The sequence below is a fragment of the Paenarthrobacter sp. TE4293 genome (assembly GCF_050435325.1).
In the GTDB taxonomy this organism is placed as follows: Bacteria; Actinomycetota; Actinomycetes; order Actinomycetales; family Micrococcaceae; genus Arthrobacter; species Arthrobacter nitroguajacolicus_C.
In genome coordinates this window covers 12431-29160 of the sequence record NZ_JBNJRY010000014.1, presented here as the reverse complement: position 1 = coordinate 29160, position 16730 = coordinate 12431, and the positions used below count along the sequence as shown (strand labels likewise).

Annotated in this window: 12 protein-coding genes; 8 read left to right on the top strand and 4 right to left on the bottom strand. The window is 63.9% G+C overall.

Annotated elements, in window-relative coordinates:
- The first annotated feature begins 3 nt into the window (after nt 1–3).
- From QF015_RS21310 to QF015_RS21275, 8 genes are all read left to right on the top strand, one after another.
- Nucleotides 4–1977, top strand: a complete 1974-nt coding sequence (locus QF015_RS21310) for an APC family permease (RefSeq protein ID WP_429390664.1) — start codon at nt 4–6, stop codon at nt 1975–1977.
- On the top strand, nt 1978–3351 hold the full coding sequence (locus tag QF015_RS21305) for a class I SAM-dependent RNA methyltransferase (RefSeq protein WP_429390663.1): 1374 nt from the start codon (nt 1978–1980) through the stop codon (nt 3349–3351). It begins immediately after the preceding gene.
- Between the two features lie 230 nt (nt 3352–3581).
- Nucleotides 3582–6389 (top strand): aconitate hydratase AcnA, encoded by a 2808-nt coding sequence (gene acnA, locus QF015_RS21300; RefSeq protein WP_310209762.1) that lies wholly within the window; start codon nt 3582–3584, stop codon nt 6387–6389.
- A 176-nt stretch (nt 6390–6565) separates the two neighbouring features.
- Nucleotides 6566–8539, top strand: a complete 1974-nt coding sequence (gene dxs / locus QF015_RS21295) for a 1-deoxy-D-xylulose-5-phosphate synthase (protein WP_310209759.1) — start codon at nt 6566–6568, stop codon at nt 8537–8539.
- On the top strand, nt 8536–9105 hold the full coding sequence (locus tag QF015_RS21290; protein ID WP_429390662.1) for a DUF402 domain-containing protein: 570 nt from the start codon (nt 8536–8538) through the stop codon (nt 9103–9105). Before dxs ends, QF015_RS21290 begins: the two co-directional genes overlap by 4 nt.
- A complete protein-coding gene (locus QF015_RS21285; protein WP_310209752.1) occupies nt 9102–9662 on the top strand; it encodes a hypothetical protein in 561 nt (186 codons plus the stop codon). Before QF015_RS21290 ends, QF015_RS21285 begins: the two co-directional genes overlap by 4 nt.
- 31 nt (nt 9663–9693) lie before the next feature.
- A complete protein-coding gene (locus QF015_RS21280) occupies nt 9694–9912 on the top strand; it encodes a hypothetical protein (protein WP_310209749.1) in 219 nt (72 codons plus the stop codon).
- A 9-nt stretch (nt 9913–9921) separates the two neighbouring features.
- A complete protein-coding gene (locus tag QF015_RS21275; RefSeq protein ID WP_429390661.1) occupies nt 9922–10899 on the top strand; it encodes an aldo/keto reductase in 978 nt (325 codons plus the stop codon).
- Nucleotides 10900–10980: 81 nt separating this feature from the next.
- On the opposite strand, the gene QF015_RS21270 is transcribed toward QF015_RS21275, so the two are convergent.
- From QF015_RS21270 to QF015_RS21255, 4 genes are all read right to left on the bottom strand, one after another.
- Nucleotides 10981–13122, bottom strand: a complete 2142-nt coding sequence (locus tag QF015_RS21270; protein WP_429390660.1) for a 3-hydroxyacyl-CoA dehydrogenase NAD-binding domain-containing protein — start codon at nt 13120–13122, stop codon at nt 10981–10983.
- Nucleotides 13119–14390: a thiolase family protein gene (locus QF015_RS21265; protein ID WP_429390659.1), complete on the bottom strand. Its 1272-nt coding sequence runs from the start codon at nt 14388–14390 to the stop codon at nt 13119–13121. The genes QF015_RS21270 and QF015_RS21265 overlap by 4 nt, the downstream gene beginning before the upstream one ends.
- Nucleotides 14391–14581: 191 nt before the next feature.
- The gene (locus QF015_RS21260) at nt 14582–15943 is read right to left on the bottom strand and encodes an HRDC domain-containing protein (protein WP_310209735.1); all 1362 of its coding nucleotides are present in this window, start codon (nt 15941–15943) and stop codon (nt 14582–14584) included.
- Between the two features lie 80 nt (nt 15944–16023).
- Nucleotides 16024–16680 (bottom strand): DUF3000 domain-containing protein, encoded by a 657-nt coding sequence (locus QF015_RS21255; RefSeq protein WP_429390658.1) that lies wholly within the window; start codon nt 16678–16680, stop codon nt 16024–16026.
- Nucleotides 16681–16730 lie beyond the last annotated feature (50 nt).

Below are 16730 nucleotides of genomic sequence, written 5' to 3'. Positions count from 1 at the left end.
GGAGTGCTGACTATTTTGAATGCCGCAAAGCGGGTGTTGGTGGGCCGGCCAGTCAGGAATGACCGCCTGTCCCACACCTTGTTGCCCAAACGCATCGCTTTGCCGATCTTCGCCTCGGACGCGCTGTCCTCGGTCGCCTATGCCCCTGATGAAATCCTGCTGACGCTGGCTTTGGCCGGCGTCAGCGCGGTTGCGTTCTCCCCGCTGGTGGGACTCGCCGTCATGGTGGTCTTGCTCACAGTGGTGGCGTCCTACCGCCAAAATGTCCACGCCTACCCCTCGGGTGGCGGTGACTATGAAATCGCCAACGTCAACCTGGGCAAGTACGCAGGTCTGACGGTGGCCTCGGCGCTCCTGGTGGACTACGTCCTGACGGTGGCGGTGTCCATGTCTTCCGCGGCGGCCTATGTCACCACGGCCATTCCTTCGCTGCACGGCCAGCAGGCGCTCATCGCAACGGTCGGTGTGGTCATCCTGGCGTTGGTGAACCTGCGAGGAATCAAGGAAGCCGGCTCGGTCTTCGCCGTCCCCACGTATATCTTCATGGCATCGATCCTCGGCATGACCGCGGTGGGCATTTTCCAGTTTGCTACAGGGCAACTGGGGGAAGCGCAGTCGGCCAACTTCACCATCGTCCCGCAGTCCGGTTTCGACGAAGGCCTGGTGGGCCTGGCTGGGGCGTTCCTCCTGCTTCGGGCCTTCTCCTCGGGTGCCGCAGCCCTGACCGGCGTCGAGGCCATCAGCAACGGAGTGCCCAACTTCCAGAAGCCCAAGAGCAAGAACGCGGCCACCACCTTGCTGCTGCTCGGAGCGATCGCGGCCGCGATGTTGGCCGGCATCCTGTTCCTGGCCAATGCCACCAAGGTCCACATCGTGCTGGACCCGGCCACGGAATTCCTGGTGGATGGCAAGCCGCTGCCGGAGGGGTACATCCAGAATCCCGCCATCAGCCAGATCGCCGACACCATTTTCGGGGCGGGGTCCATTCCCTTCTACATTGTCGTGGCGGCGACGGGCGTCATCCTGGTCTTTGCCTCGAACACCGCCTTCAATGGCTTCCCGGTGCTGGGCTCCATCCTGGCCCAGGACGGCTACCTTCCCCGCCAGCTGCGGACCCGCGGTGATCGGCTGGCGTTCAGCAACGGTGTCCTGGCGTTGGCCGCCGGCGCGTTGGTGCTGATTCTGTCGTTCAACGCGGATGTCACCAAGCTGATCCAGCTGTACATCGTGGGTGTTTTCATCTCCTTCACCGCCAGCCAGCTCGGCATGGTCCGGCATTGGGGGCGTGAACTCAAACTTGCCCGCGACAAGGCCATCCGCCGCCGGATCATCAAGTCCCGCACCATCAACATGGTGGGCTTCGGCATGACGGCATTGGTGCTGGTTATTGTGCTGATCACCAAATTCGAGCAGGGTGCGTGGATCGCATTGCTCGCCATGTTCGTCCTGTTCCTCATCATGTGGAGCATCAGGGCCCACTATGACAATGTGGCCAAGGAACTCGCCGTGGACGAGGACTCGTCCCCGCGGGCGCTCCCGACGCGGGTCCACGCGGTCCTCCTTGTGTCCCATGTGCGAAAGCCGGTACTCCGCGCACTGGCCTATGCCCGCGCTTCGCGGCCATCGCGCCTGGACGCGATCACGGTGGACATCAACTCCGAAGAGACCGAACACACAGTCCGGGACTGGGAGAAGCTTGAAATTCCCGTGCCCCTGACCGTCCTTGCCAGCCCCTACCGTGAAACCGTGACCCCCATCATGGACTACATCAAGAACATGCGCCGCGATTCGCCCCGCGACCTGATCGTGGTCTACATCCCCGAATATGTGGTGGGCAAATGGTGGGAACAACTGGTCCACAACCAAACAGCACTCAGAATCAAGACGCGGCTCCACTTTGAACCTGGAGTCATGGTTGCCAGTGTTCCGTGGCAGCTGAAGTCGTCCGAAGAAGCAAAGGCACTGCAGGATACCTAAATGACCCTCCACAGCAATTCCCCCCACACCGATCACCCCGCTGACCACCAGCAACGGGAGCCCGGTTCAGAACTTGTCGTCGACATAGGCCCCATCGCGCATGGAGGGCACTTCGTCGCGCGGCACGAAGGGCGTGTCATTTTCGTCCGCCATGCCATCCCGGGGGAGAAGGTCCGTATCCGGTTGACCGACTCCGGTGACTCGTCGCGCTTCTGGCGTGCCGACGTCGTCGAAGTCCTTGAAGCCTCGCCGCACCGCGTGCCGCACTTCTGGAAGGCGGCAGACTCGCTGGCCTCCTGGAGCCGCGGTGGACCGCCGGTAGGCGGTGCCGAGCTCGGACACGTGTCGCTGGAGCATCAGCGTGCGCTTAAAGCCGACGTGCTGGCTGAACAGCTCAAGCGCCTGGCCGGGCTCGACCTCGCCACCGACGTGGAAGCGGTGGGGGACGACCATGACCGAGGACTTGGTTGGCGTACGCGTGCCAGCTTCGCCGTGACCCCCAAAGGACGGCTGGGCATGCATGCCCACCGATCGGATGCGGTGCTGCCCATCAAGGACATGCCCCTGGCACTGCCGGGCGTCAATGAGCTGAAGCTGTGGGATCTTGACCTGTCGGGTATTGCCCGCGTTGAGGTGGCCGTCCCGGCCAATGGTTCGCGCCCGCTGGTGCTGTTGGCGCCGGAGGAAGGCACGAGCCCGAAGAGGCTGCACAGCATCTTGTCGCAGCTGCCGCACGATGTTTCGGTTGCAAGCTTCGACCCGGGTAAAGGGGAAGTCCTGCAGTTGCGGGGGAGGACCTGGGTTCAGGAAAGCGCCGCGGGCCATGAATACCGTGTCTCCGGCGAAGGTTTCTGGCAGATCCACAAGGACGCGCCGGACACCCTCGTGAGCGCTGTGACCGCCTATCTTTCCCGGGGTGGGTACCTGCAACCCGGCGCAGCCGTTGCCGACCTCTACGCCGGCGCCGGGCTGTTTACGGCCCCACTGGCCGACGCCGTCGGTGTCACCGGTTCGGTGTTGTCGGTGGAAGGTGCCCCCGGCACCAGCCGGGACGCCCGAAAAAACCTGCATGGCGAGCCGCAGGTGGAAATTGTCCAGGGCCGGGTCGAGCGCGTGCTCCATCAGCGTGCCAGGAGCTTTGACTCGCTGGTACTTGATCCGCCACGTGCCGGAGCCGGAAAGGCCGTGGTCAAGCAATTGATGGCAACAGGTCCCCGGGCCATCGCCTATGTTTCCTGCGATCCTGCCTCCTTTGCGCGTGATCTGGGTTACTTCCATCACGGTGGTTGGCGGCTGGAGTCGCTCCGCGCCTTCGACCTCTACCCGAATACGCACCACCTTGAAACCGTGGCGCTGATCGTCCCGTCCTCATAGCCGGGTGCCGTCCCTGCACCGGAGTGCGGCGGGCGGCACCGGCTTTCGGCGGCGCCTGCCACTCTTGGGGCGTATGCCACTACGATGGGCGTAGTAGTCCCGCTCCGCAGGAATCAACGCCGTGGACCGGGGTGACCAAGAGAGATGCCGCCCGGCTAAGTAAGGTGCGCCTAACTGGCTAGCGGCCAACCACGCGACAAAGATGAAACTGTTGCGAGAGGAGTCCTGCCATGAGCACTGTGGACAGCTTCGGTTCCAAAGGCGTACTGAATGTAGCCGGCACCGATTATGAAATTTTCCGGTTGAACTCCGTAGAGGGCGCAGACAGCCTTCCGTTCAGCCTTAAGGTATTGCTTGAAAACCTCCTGCGGACTGAGGATGGCGCCAATATAACGGCGGACCATGTCCGCGCCCTGGCCGGTTGGGATCCCAATGCGGAGCCCGACACGGAAATCCAGTTCACCCCCGCCCGAGTCATCATGCAGGACTTCACCGGCGTTCCCTGCGTAGTTGACCTCGCCACCATGCGCGAAGCCGTCAAGGAACTCGGCGGCGACCCCAAGCGCGTCAACCCGCTGGCGCCTGCGGAAATGGTCATCGACCACTCCGTCCAGATCGACGCCTTCGGCAACTCCGGCGCACTGGAGCGCAACATGGAGATCGAGTACCAGCGCAATGGTGAGCGCTACCAGTTCCTTCGCTGGGGCCAGACGGCGTTCGACGACTTCAAGGTTGTCCCCCCGGGAACCGGCATCGTCCACCAGGTCAACATCGAGTACCTGGCACGCACCGTCATGACCCGTGAGGTGGACGGCGTTCTCCGCGCCTACCCCGACACCTGCGTTGGCACCGACTCGCACACCACCATGGTCAACGGTCTCGGCATCCTGGGTTGGGGCGTCGGCGGCATCGAGGCCGAAGCAGCCATGCTCGGCCAGCCCGTCTCCATGCTGATCCCCCGCGTTGTTGGCTTCAAGCTCAACGGCAACATCCCGGCCGGTGCCACCGCCACCGACGTGGTCCTCACCATCACCGAAATGCTGCGCAAGCACGGTGTTGTTGGAAAGTTCGTTGAGTTCTACGGTGAAGGCGTGGCGGCTGTTCCGCTGGCCAACCGCGCCACCATCGGCAACATGAGCCCGGAATTCGGTTCCACTGCCGCCATGTTCCCGATCGACGACGTCACCCTGGACTACCTGCGCCTGACCGGCCGGTCACAGGAGAACGTGGCACTCGTCGAGGCATACAGCAAGGAACAGGGCCTCTGGCACGATCCTTCCCGCGAACTGCGCTTCTCCGAGTTCCTCGAGCTGGACCTTTCCACGGTTGTTCCGTCCATCTCCGGCCCGAAGCGTCCGCAGGACCGCATCGAACTCACCGATGCCAAGGAACAGTTCCGCAAGGACATCCACAACTACGTTGCCATCGAAGACGGCAGTGTGGACGAGTCCCTGGACGAATCCTTCCCCGCATCGGACGCACCGTCCTTCACGCATGCTGATTCGCACACCACGGAAACGGCACGCGTTGCGTCCGCCGCCAACGGTGCCCACGGGCGTCCGTCGGCGCCGGTCACGGTCAAGACGGCCGATGGCCGCGAATTCGAACTGGACCACGGTGCAGTCTCGATCGCGTCGATCACGTCCTGCACCAACACGTCCAACCCCTCCGTCATGCTGGCAGCTGCCCTCCTGGCACGCAACGCCGTTGACAAGGGCCTGACGTCCAAGCCGTGGGTCAAGACCTCGGTTGCCCCGGGTTCCAAGGTCGTCACGGACTACTACGAGAAGTCCGGCCTCACCCCGTACCTGGAGAAGCTCGGCTTCTACATCGTCGGCTACGGTTGCGCCACCTGCATCGGCAACTCCGGCCCGCTGGAACCGGAAATCTCCGAAGCGATCCAGGCCAACGACCTCTCCGTTACGGCAGTCCTCTCGGGCAACCGTAACTTCGAAGGCCGTATCAACCCGGACGTCAAGATGAACTACCTGGCTTCGCCGCCGCTGGTCATCGCTTACGCCCTGGCCGGTTCCATGGACTTCGACTTCGACACCGATGCCCTGGGCACGGACTCCGAAGGTAACGAGGTCTTCCTGAAGGACATCTGGCCGAACCCCACCGAGGTGCAGGAAGTCATCGACTCCTCCATCGACGAGGCGATGTTCGCCAAGGGTTACGAAGGCGTCTTCGACGGCGACGACCGTTGGAAGGCCCTCGACACCCCGGCCGGCGACACCTTCGCCTGGGCCGAGGACTCCACCTACGTCCGGAAGCCCCCATACTTCGAGGGCATGAAGGCGCAGCCGGATCCCGTCAAGGACATCTCGGGCGCCCGCGTGCTCCTGAAGCTCGGCGATTCGGTCACCACGGACCACATCTCCCCGGCCGGCTCGTTCAAGTCGGACACCCCCGCCGGCCAGTACCTCCTGGCCAACGGTGTGGAGCGCAAGGACTTCAACTCCTACGGTTCACGCCGTGGAAACCACGAAGTCATGATCCGCGGTACCTTCGCCAACATCCGCATCAAGAACCAGCTCCTGGACGGCGTCGAGGGTGGCTTCACCCGCGACTTCAGCCAGGAAGGTGCGCCGCAGGCATACGTCTACGACGCCGCGCAGAACTACCAGGCCGCGGGAACGCCGCTGGTGGTCCTGGCAGGCAAGGAGTACGGTTCCGGTTCATCCCGTGACTGGGCAGCCAAGGGCACCGCGCTCCTGGGCGTCAAGGCCGTCGTCGCTGAAAGCTACGAGCGCATCCACCGCTCCAACCTGATCGGCATGGGCGTCCTTCCGCTGCAGTACCCCGCCGGCGAGTCGGCAGCAACGCTGGGCCTGACCGGTACGGAAACGTTCGCAGTTGAAGGCGTCACCGAGCTGAACAACGGCACCACGCCGAAGACGCTCAAGGTGACTGCCACGGCGGAGGACGGCACGTCCAAGTCCTTCGACGCCGTTCTGCGCATCGATACCCCGGGTGAAGCGGACTACTACCGCAACGGTGGCATCCTGCAGTACGTTCTGCGCCAGATCTCCGCATAGCTGACCAGCTGGTTTCCAGCTGATTCAGATGCCTACAGCCCCGGCCGGTCGACTGACCAGCCGGGGCTGTTGGCGTTCCGCGGGTCCATGCCACGCAGTGCGATGGCGTGGGGAACGCGCGGGTCGCGGGCACGCGCTAAAGTTAACAAGCACGTCATTCACCCTAAGGAGGGCCGTTGGGACTTTTGGAAACCGTCAAGGATCCACAGGACCTGGCCAAACTGTCCGGCACCGAGCTGGAACAACTGGCCGGCGAAATCAGGGAATTCCTGATCACCAACGTAGCCGCGACAGGTGGCCATCTCGGGCCCAATCTGGGCGTTGTCGAACTGACCCTGGCTGTCCACCGGATTTTCGAGTCTCCGAGGGACAGTATTGTCTTCGACACCGGGCACCAGTCCTATGTGCACAAGCTCCTCACGGGCCGGCAGGATTTCAGCACGCTCCGTCAACAAGGCGGGCTCTCCGGCTACCCGGACCGTGCCGAATCCGAGCATGACATCGTGGAGAGTTCCCACGCGTCGTCCTCGCTGTCTTGGGCCGACGGTATTTCCCGTGCCCGCCAGTTGACCGGCGAAGGCGACCGGTTCGTCGTCGCCGTGGTGGGCGATGGCGCCCTGACCGGTGGCATGACATGGGAAGCGATCAACAACATCGCCGCGGACAAACGTCGTCGCGTCGTTATCGTGGTCAATGACAATGGCCGCTCCTACGCACCCACCGTTGGCGGCTTTGCCGACTACCTCGCCTCGCTGCGCCCCACCATTGACTCGCTGCGGACCACGCCCGCCTATGAGCGCATGCTGGACTGGTGGAAGAAGAAGCTGCAGAGCGGCGGACCCGCCGGGCAGTTCACGTACAAGAGCCTGCACGCCATGAAGAAGGGCATCAAGGACTGGTGGGCTCCCCAGGGGATGTTCGAAGACCTGGGCATGAAGTACATCGGCCCTGTGGACGGGCACAGCCTCCAGGCCATGGAAAATGCGCTCAACACCGCCAAAGCTTACGGCGGCCCGGTAATCGTCCACGCGATGACCGAGAAGGGCCACGGTTACGCCCCGGCCCTGGCCAATGAGGCGGATCAGTTCCATGCCGTGGGAATCATCGACCCCGAAACGGGCGAATCCACGGAGATGCCCGGCGCCAGGTCATGGACCTCGGTGTTCGCTGAAGAGATCGCTGATATTGCCGATGAGCGCGAGGACATCGTCGGCATCACCGGGGCCATGCTTATTCCCGTGGGACTGCACAAATTTGCCGAGCGGCATCCGGAGCGCGTTATCGACGTCGGCATTGCCGAGCAGCACGCCCTCACATCCGCTGCGGGTATGGCCTTCGGCGGCCTTCACCCCGTGGTGGCGGTTTACGCGACCTTCCTGAACCGTGCCTTTGACCAACTCCTGATGGATGTGGCCCTGCATAAGGCAGGCGTCACGATTGTCCTGGACCGGGCTGGGGTCACCGGCCCCGATGGGCCCAGCCACCACGGGATGTGGGATATGGCCATGGTCCAGATTGTTCCGGGACTTCACCTGGCAGCGCCCCGTGATGCAACCAGGCTCCGCGAGGAACTGCGGGAGGCCGTCGCCATCGATGACGCCCCCACTGTGGTGCGCTTTTCCAAGGGCAGCGTCGGTTCCGAGGTCGAAGCCATTGAACGGCTCCACGACGGCGTGGACATCCTTGCCCGGCGGCCTGAGGGTTCCACCGAAAACGATGTCCTCATTGTGAGCGTCGGTGCCATGTCGGAACTGGCGCTGGACGTGGCCGGCCGCTTGGGTGCCCAAGGCATCAGCTCCACGGTGGTGGACCCCCGCTGGGTCCTGCCTGTCCGTAAGTCAATCATTGCCCTCGCTGCCCGCCATCGCCTGGTCATCTGCATTGAGGATGGTGTCCGGGCAGGCGGTGTCGGTTCCCGCATCCGGCAGGAAATGCGTGCAGCGGGCGTTGACACCGCCCTCAACGAGGTTGGATTGCCCGTTGAATTCCTGGTCCATGGTTCCCGGAGCCAGGTGCTGGAGCGCGTTGGCCTGACTGCCCAGAAGATCACCCACGACGTCGTGGCGCAGGTTCTGGGGACCAAAGTCCCGTTTGCGAGGCCCCTCCCAGGCCAGGAACACCCCACCACCGGCAGTCTGCCGACGCTGTGACGGACCACCGCGAACCGGGCGCGTTGCAGCCCGGTGACCTTGTGGTGTCGAGGAACAGGAAATGGGACGGCAAAGCCCATTGGGTGGTCCCTGGCAGGTATCTCGGCGAGGACATTCACGGGTGGTGGATCTTCCAGGGCGCGGGGGAGTTCTGTTCGCGTCCTGGAGCAGCCTTCTACACGGCCTCCGATGCTGTCCTGCTGGTCCCTCGGACCGGCGAATTCGTGGCGACCTTCTATGACGAGAGCTACCCGGGGGACTTCCGGATTTACGTTGACCTGGCCACCGCCCACGGCTGGAACCCCATCAAGCCCGGGGTCACGGAGTTCCATATGATCGACATGGACCTGGACGTGATCCGCTCCACCAAGCACGGCGTCTTTGTTGATGACGAAGACGAGTTTGAGCAGCACCGGGTGGCCATGGGCTATCCGGACGAAACAGTGGACGCTATGCGCACGGAATGCGCGGTCCTCTTCGAGGCAGTAGCGGCCATGAACAAACCGTTCGACGTCACCGGTGCCGACAGCACCAGCGCCGAATGGTTCAGGAAAGGACGGGCATGAGCGGCATAATTCGCACGTACAAGCGGGACGACGAGGGAATCCTTCACTTTCGGGAAGCCTGGTACGACGACGAGGACCAGCAGTTCGTGATCAATCACGGCGTGGTGGGTCACCAGAGCAAGACCGATGAAACAGAAGTCGGCGACGAATCGTCCGTGGAGGGCTTGATGTCGGCCTTTGCCGCACAGTGCCAGGAAGACGGGTACGCCGAGATCCCGGAGTCCGAGCAGTTCTGGGTGGTTGCCCAGATCGCCCTCAAGAGCAAGGACGGCACCGAGCGGGACCGGCATCTTGAACGGAAAGCCAAAGCGGCCCTCACGGGTGAACTGGCGTGGCGTGGGCTCGGCGTCGTTGACCGGTCCGAGATCGGCAATGGCCACCTGAACATCTTCTGCCTCTGCCCCGACGTCAATAAGGCCGTGAACGCCATCAAGATCTGCGTTCGTGGTGAGGACCTGGACTTCACCAAGCTCACTGTTGCCGCCGCACCCTACGGCGACCCCGGTGCATTCCGGGTCAAGCACTCGCCCAAGCAGGGCGTGGGCTTTACTCTCTAAGTAGCACCCCAACGCACCAGGAGGGATCCCCATGTCGTCCAAGAGCAACTGGCCCGGACATACCCCGCTGCCCAAGGGCCTCGCTGCACCGGCGAGACGTGCCTTGGCGCATGAGGGAATTGAAACTCTGGAGCAGTTGGCGGAGTTTGGCGAAACGAAAATCTCCAAGCTCCACGGCATGGGGCCCGTGGCCATCGCCCAGCTTGAGGACGCCATGGAGGAATCGGGAATCTCCTACAGCGGCGGCTAGGCTGAATTCATGACTGAATACCGACGCCTTGGCCATTCCGGACTGACCGTCTCAGCTGTGGGGCTGGGCTGCAACAATCTGGGCCGCGCCAATACACCGACCGAATCCCAGGAAGGCACGGACGCTGTCGTCCATGCCGCGCTCGATGCCGGCGTGACTTTCTTCGACGTCGCCGATGTCTACGGGCGCGAGCCGGGCCTGAGCGAGACCATGCTCGGCAAGGCCCTGAAGGGGCGGCGCGACGACGTTGTGATCGGCACCAAGTTCGGCATGGACATGCGCGGTGTGAACGGCAACGATTTCGGGGCCCGCGGTTCGCGCCGCTACATCATCAAAGCCGTCGAGGCATCACTCCGCCGTCTGGACACCGAGTGGATCGATCTCTACCAGTTCCACACGCCGGACCCGCTGACCCCCATCGAAGAGACCCTGGCGGCCTTGGACGATCTGGTGACCTCTGGAAAGGTCCGCTACGTCGGACACTCCAACTTCGCCGGTTGGCAGATCGCCGAAGCCGAGTACGTCGGCCGTCAGGCCGGAGGCGTCCGCTTCATCTCGACGCAGAACCATTACAACCTGCTGGACCGCCGTGCTGAGCTGGAAGTACTTCCCGCGGCGGGGGCCTTCTCCTTGGGCGTGCTCCCATACTTTCCGCTGGCCAACGGGCTCCTGACGGGTAAGTACTCAGCCGGTAAGGCCCCGGAGGGCTCACGGCTGAGCCATACCCGCACCAACCTGGTGCACGACGCTGACTGGGACCAGCTGGGCCGCTTCGGCCAGTTCGCCAAGGAGCGCGGCATCAGCGAACTGCAACTGGCGTTCTCCTGGCTGGCAGCGCAGCCTGGAGTCAGCAGCGTCATCGCCGGAGCCACGCGTCCCGGGCAGATCCGGGAGAACGCCGATGCGGTGTGCTGGGTCCCCACCCAGGAGGAACGGGCGGAACTGGACGAGATCTTCCCGCGGGCGCCCAAGGTGGCGCTCTTCTAGCCGAACACCACGAGGGCCGTGGCCGGAGCAGGTGCTCCGGCCACGGCCCTCGTCGTTAAGGACGCCTGGGGGACGTGCGGCTTAGGCAGGTGCCGAGGCGATGCCCGGTTCCAGGAACCTCTTGCCATTGACGCGTTCGGAGGCGCCCACCCGGTCAAGATAAGGTGTGATTCCGCCGAGGAACATCGGCCAGCCGGCGCCCATGATGACGCACAGATCGATGTCCTCAGGACCGGCAACAACACCTTCTTCGAGCATGAGCCCGATTTCCTCTGCCAAGGCATCCTGGGTGCGTCGGAGGACCTCTTCGCCCGTGGATGGGGTGTCACCAAAGGACAGGATGGCCAGGGTCTCGGCCGGGATGACAGGGGTTCCGTCGGGGCCCGGGACCCAGAGGGACTTCACGCCGTTGTCGATGAGCTTTTGCAGGTTTTGGGACACGGGGAACCGGTCGCCGAAGGCCGTGTGCAGGGATTCCTGGACGTGCTGCGCAACCGGCAGGCCCACCATGGCGCTCAGGGTGAACGGCGACATTGGCAGGCCCATGGGGCGCAGCGCAGTGTCAGCGACGTCGGCGGGGGTTCCCTCGTCGAAGGCTGCGATGACTTCGCCCATGAGGCGCAGAAGAATGCGGTTCACGACGAACGCCGCGGCATCCTTCACCAGCACCGCGGTCTTCTTGAGGCCCTTGGCGAGTTCGAAAGCGGTCGCCAGGACAGCGTCGTCGGTCTTAGGCGCCCTGACGATCTCCAAGAGAGGCATGACAGCTACGGGGTTGAAGAAGTGGAAGCCCACCAGGCGTTCGGGGTGCTTCAAGTCCTCCGCCATGGCTGTGACTGACAATGAAGACGTGTTGGTGGCCAGGATGCACTCGGGGGAGACGATGGCCTCGACTTCGGCAAAGACCTGCTTCTTGATATGGAGCTCTTCGAAGACTGCCTCGATGACGAAGTCGGCGTCGGCGAACGCTGCCTTGGAGACCGAACCGGTCACGAGCGCCTTGGTCCTGTTGGCGGCGTCGGGCTTGATCCGCTTCTTTGCCAGCATCTTGTCCACCTCGGAGTGGACGTAGGCCACGCCCTTGTCCACCCTGGCCTGGTCAATGTCCGTCATCACCACGGGGACTTTGAGCTGCCGTGCAAACAGCAACGCCAGCTGGCTCGCCATGAGTCCGGCACCCACGACGCCGATCTTGGTCACCGGACGGGCCAGCTTACGGTCAGGGGCGCCGGCAGGTCGCTTGGAGCGCTTCTGGACGAGATCCAGGAACGCGTACACCGTCGAACGGAATTCGTCGGTCTGCATCAGGCCTGCGAGGGTCTCGCACTCCAGTTCGGCCGATTCCGCCTGTGTCATGGTGCGGTTGGCTTCCATGACGTCCAATACCTTGGCCGGTGCGGGAGAGGCGTTGGAGGTCTTTGCCTCAACCAGAGCCCGTCCCGCCGACACGGCGGCTGCCCAGCGCCCGGCAACGCCCTCATCGGTGGCATCGACGGCATTCTTCCGTTCGGGCTCTACTTCCCCGGAGATGACACGTGCTGCCCAAGCCAGCGACTGCTCAACGAAGTCGGCCGGTTCGAACATGGCATCGGCAACGCCGAGCTCATAGGCCTGCGGCCCTGTCAGGGTCCGGTTGTTGCTCAGGGGGTTCTCGATCATGACCTTAACGGCATTTTCAGGACCGATCAGGCGCGGGAGGATATAGACACCGCCCCAGCCCGGCACGAGGCCGATGAAGGCTTCGGGCAATGCAAGGGCGCCGGCACCTGTGGACACGGTCCGGTAGGTGGACTGCAAGGCGATCTCCAGCCCGCCTCCCAGGGCAAGGCCGTTGATGAAGGCGAAGCTTGGCACTCCCAGATCTGCGAGGGTGCTGTAGACGGCGTGGCCAAGCTGGGCCATCCAGAGGCCATGCTCTCGTTCCTTCAGCGTTTTGACGGCCGAAAGGTCGGCGCCCGCCACCAGGAAGTACGGTTTGCCGGTAACGCCGACGCCTACGATTTCACCGAGGGACGCGCGCTCCTTGAGCTTCTCCAGGACGCCACCCAGTTCAACCAGCGTGTTGGGGCCAAGCGTGGTGGGCTTGGAGTGGTCCAGACCGTTGTCCAGCGTGATAAGGGCGAACGTGCCTGCACCGGGGAGCTGGATGTCCTGGACATAGGAATGCGTCACGACTTCATCGGGGAAGAGGGCGGCGAGCTTCTGGAATTCGGCGGCACTCATGCTGCGGCTCCTTCGGTGGTGGCTGTGGTGGCCTGGTCTGTGCTGGAGGGTGCGTCATCGGTGTAGTGGGGGTTTTCCCAGATCACTGTGGCACCCATGCCAAGGCCGATGCACATGGTGGTGATGCCGTAACGTACCGTGGGATCTTCCTCGAATTGTCGCGCAAGTTGGTTCATCAAGCGAACACCGGAAGAAGCCAGCGGATGTCCGACGGCGATCGCCCCGCCGTAGCGGTTGACGCGCGGATCGTCGTCCGCGATGCCGAAGTGGTCCAGGAAGCTCAGCACCTGGACGGCAAAGGCCTCGTTGATCTCGAAGAGCCCGATGTCCTCAATTCCAAGCCCGGCGTTCTTGAGGGCTTTTTCCGTTGCCGGCACGGGGCCAATGCCCATGACCTCGGGTTCGACACCGGCGAAGGCGTAGGAGACGAGCCGCATCTTGACGGACAGGCCCAGCTCTTCAGCGGCTTCGGCCGATGCCAGAACTGCTGCTGTGGCGCCGTCGTTGAGTCCTGCGGCGTTGCCGGCGGTGACGCGTCCGTGGGCCCGGAAAGGCGTACGCAGTTCGGCGAGGTCGGCAACTGTGGTCCCCGGGCGCGGGGGTTCGTCCGTGGTGTGGAGGGTCCAGCCTTGTCCGGGCTTCATGGTTGCGACGGGGACGAGGTCATGTTGGATTTGCTCGTTGGAGTACGCCGCGGCGAGCTTGGCCTGTGACGCTGCGGCATAGGCATCCGTGCGGTCCTTGGTAATGGCGGGGAAACGATCGTGCAGGTTTTCCGCCGTGTTCCCCATGTTCAGGGCAGCCGGGTCCACCAGCCGCTCGGACATGAAACGGGGGTTGGGGTCGGCCCCGGCACCCATGGGATGGTTGCCCATGTGTTCCACGCCGCCTGCAATGACCACGTCGTACGCGCCGAAGCCGATGCCGCTCGCCGTCGTCGTTACTGCCGTCATGGCACCTGCGCACATGCGGTCGATGGCGAATCCGGGAACGGTCCGCGGCAGCCCTGCCAGCAATGCCGCTGTGCGGCCGATGGTCAGTCCTTGATCTCCGGTTTGGGTCGTGGCGGCAATGGCTACCTCGTCCACGCGGTCGGCAGGCAACGACGGGTTCCGGCGCATCAGTTCGCGGATGCACTTCACCACGAGGTTATCGGCCCGGGTGCCCGCGTAGATTCCCTTGTCGCCGGCTTTGCCGAAGGGTGTGCGGACGCCATCGACGAAAACGACGTCGCGGACGTTCCTCTGGGCACTGCGTGTTGGACTCATGTATTAACTCCTCGTTGAGACATGGTGCCGGCCCGCGTGGCGGGTGCTCCGGTTGGCATTGATGCAATGTTACTCGCCGGTAACTTAGCGTGCAAGGTGTGTCGCCGTAGAACCGGCGGGCCGTTTGGAAGACGCGAAAGGCCCGCTACCGCGAACCGTGGTTCGGGTAACGGGCCTGGTGCAGGAGCCCGTCAGGCGGAGTCCTGGGACTGTTGGGCTGCCTGGGGCTGCTGGCTGTCCTTGGCTTTGGATTCCTTGGCCGGAAGGGGCTTGGGATTCAAGCAGGCTTCGGTAAGGATGGGCGCGGCAAAGGAGATCTGCCATTCCCGGGCACCAAGCGCACGGAGTTCAGCGGCAACCGTGTCCAGCGAAACATCAGCCGGCGGCCGCCACGTAATGCGGCGCAGGAAGTCCGGAGTAAGGAGATTCTCCACCGGCAGGTTGAGCTCGTCAGCCTTTGCCTGCAGCGCGGGCCGTGCGGTCGCCAACCGTGCGGCCGCTTCCGGGTCGCGGTCCACCCACACGCGTGGCGGCGGTGGAGCATTGGTGGGCAGGTGGAGGGGAGGCACATCGGTCAAGGTGCGGGCGTTGGTGATGCAGCGCAGCCAACGCGGTGCCTCCCGTTGGGCCGACCGGCCGTGGAATCCTTTGGTGGCGAGGAGTTGTGGGACCGTGGTGGGCATGGCTTTTGCGGCGGCGACGAGGGCCGAATCGGGGATCAGGCGCCCCGGAGCCACGTCGCGTTTGCGCGCCAGTTGGTCGCGTTCCAGCCACAGTTCACGAACGGCTGCCAGCTGGCGCCGGTCCCGGATCTGGTGAAGGCCCGAGGTCTTCCGCCATGGATCCACGCGGGGAGGTGAGATACCTGCGGCGAGGATTCCGGCAAATTCCTGTTCGGCGTATTCCAGTTTTCCGTCGGCCTCGAGCAACTCGATGAGTTCCTCGCGCAGTTCCGCGAGGACCTCGACGTCGAGGGCCGCGTAACGGAGCCACGGTTCGGGCAGTGGGCGGGTGGACCAGTCTGCCGCGGAGTGCTCCTTGGCCAGGCCGAATCCGAGGAGTTGTTCGATGACGGCAGCAAGTCCCACCCTGGGCAGGCCGGCAAGGCGTGCGGCAAGTTCGGTGTCGAACAGTTTGTCCGGCCACATGCCGAGCTCGGAAAGGCAGGGCAGGTCCTGCGTGGCGGCGTGCAGGATCCACTCGACGCCGCGGAGGGCTTCGTTGATGATCTCCAGGTTGTCGAACGGCTCGGGATCGATCAGCCACGTCCCGGCGCCCTCGCGGCGGATCTGGACCAGGAAAGCACGCTGGCCGTAGCGGAAGCCGGAGGCCCGCTCTGCGTCGACACCTGCCGGTCCGGTTCCGGCAGCGATGGCGGCGGCACATCGCTCCAGTCCGGACGGAGTATCGATGACCAGAGGCACGCCTTCGCGTGGAGTATCGAGATCGATGACTTCAGGGACGTGGCTGTCGAAGCCGTCTACCTTGATGTGTGTGGTGGGATCAGCAACCGGATCGCCGGCTGTGGTTTTATCCAGGTTTTCAGGGGTCATGGTGGCTTAAGCTTACCGATTCATGCCAGGACGGGGTGCTGGCTCCAATGGTGGCGCTTCGGGCGATGCGTCGTCAGTGGTCAATTGAGCCTCCTGTTGGGAAGTCCCGTGACGCCCGGGGGGAGGGGCGGGAGCCCTGCGAAAGTGCAGACCATGTCCGACCAAGCCTCCAGGTGGGCCTTGACGTCAGCGCTTGCCGGGGTCCACGAAGCACGGAGTTCAATGTCGATGGTGTCTGGACGTTCGGCCAGTGTGCCGAAGCTCTCAGAAAGGATTCTCGTTGCGGTGCCCCCGGCGGCCCGGTAGGGGGCGGCATGGTTCTCCAAGGCGTCAACCAGCCACGTCCAGGCGACAGAGCCGAGCATGGAGTCATTGCCCATCTCTGCGTCCATTTGGGCCCGGATGTAGGTGACAATCCGGAACTCGCCTTCCCACACCGCCGATCCGTCGGGGTCGTAAAGCAGGATGAAGCGGCCGGTGGCCAGTTCGTCGTCGTCTTCGCTTGCCGGTGAGTTGGCTTGGCTCGCTGCGAAGGCCTTCGCAGCCGGCCCGTGGACAGGGACCTGCCGGGTGGCCGCGGTGGGACTAAAGACTTCGGCTCCCAAGGCCACTGCGTAAGGGGCGAGCCGTGCGGGCGCAGGGATTTCGTCAAGCCGCAGTTCGCTGCGGCATTGTGCTTTTCGTAGCGTTCCCAAGGCGACAAGAAAGTCCGAGGGAACCTGTGCGAGGGCGTTCACCCTCGCAGGTTATGCGTCCGGGGCGGCGATTCCGTGCAGGCTCGCCGCCC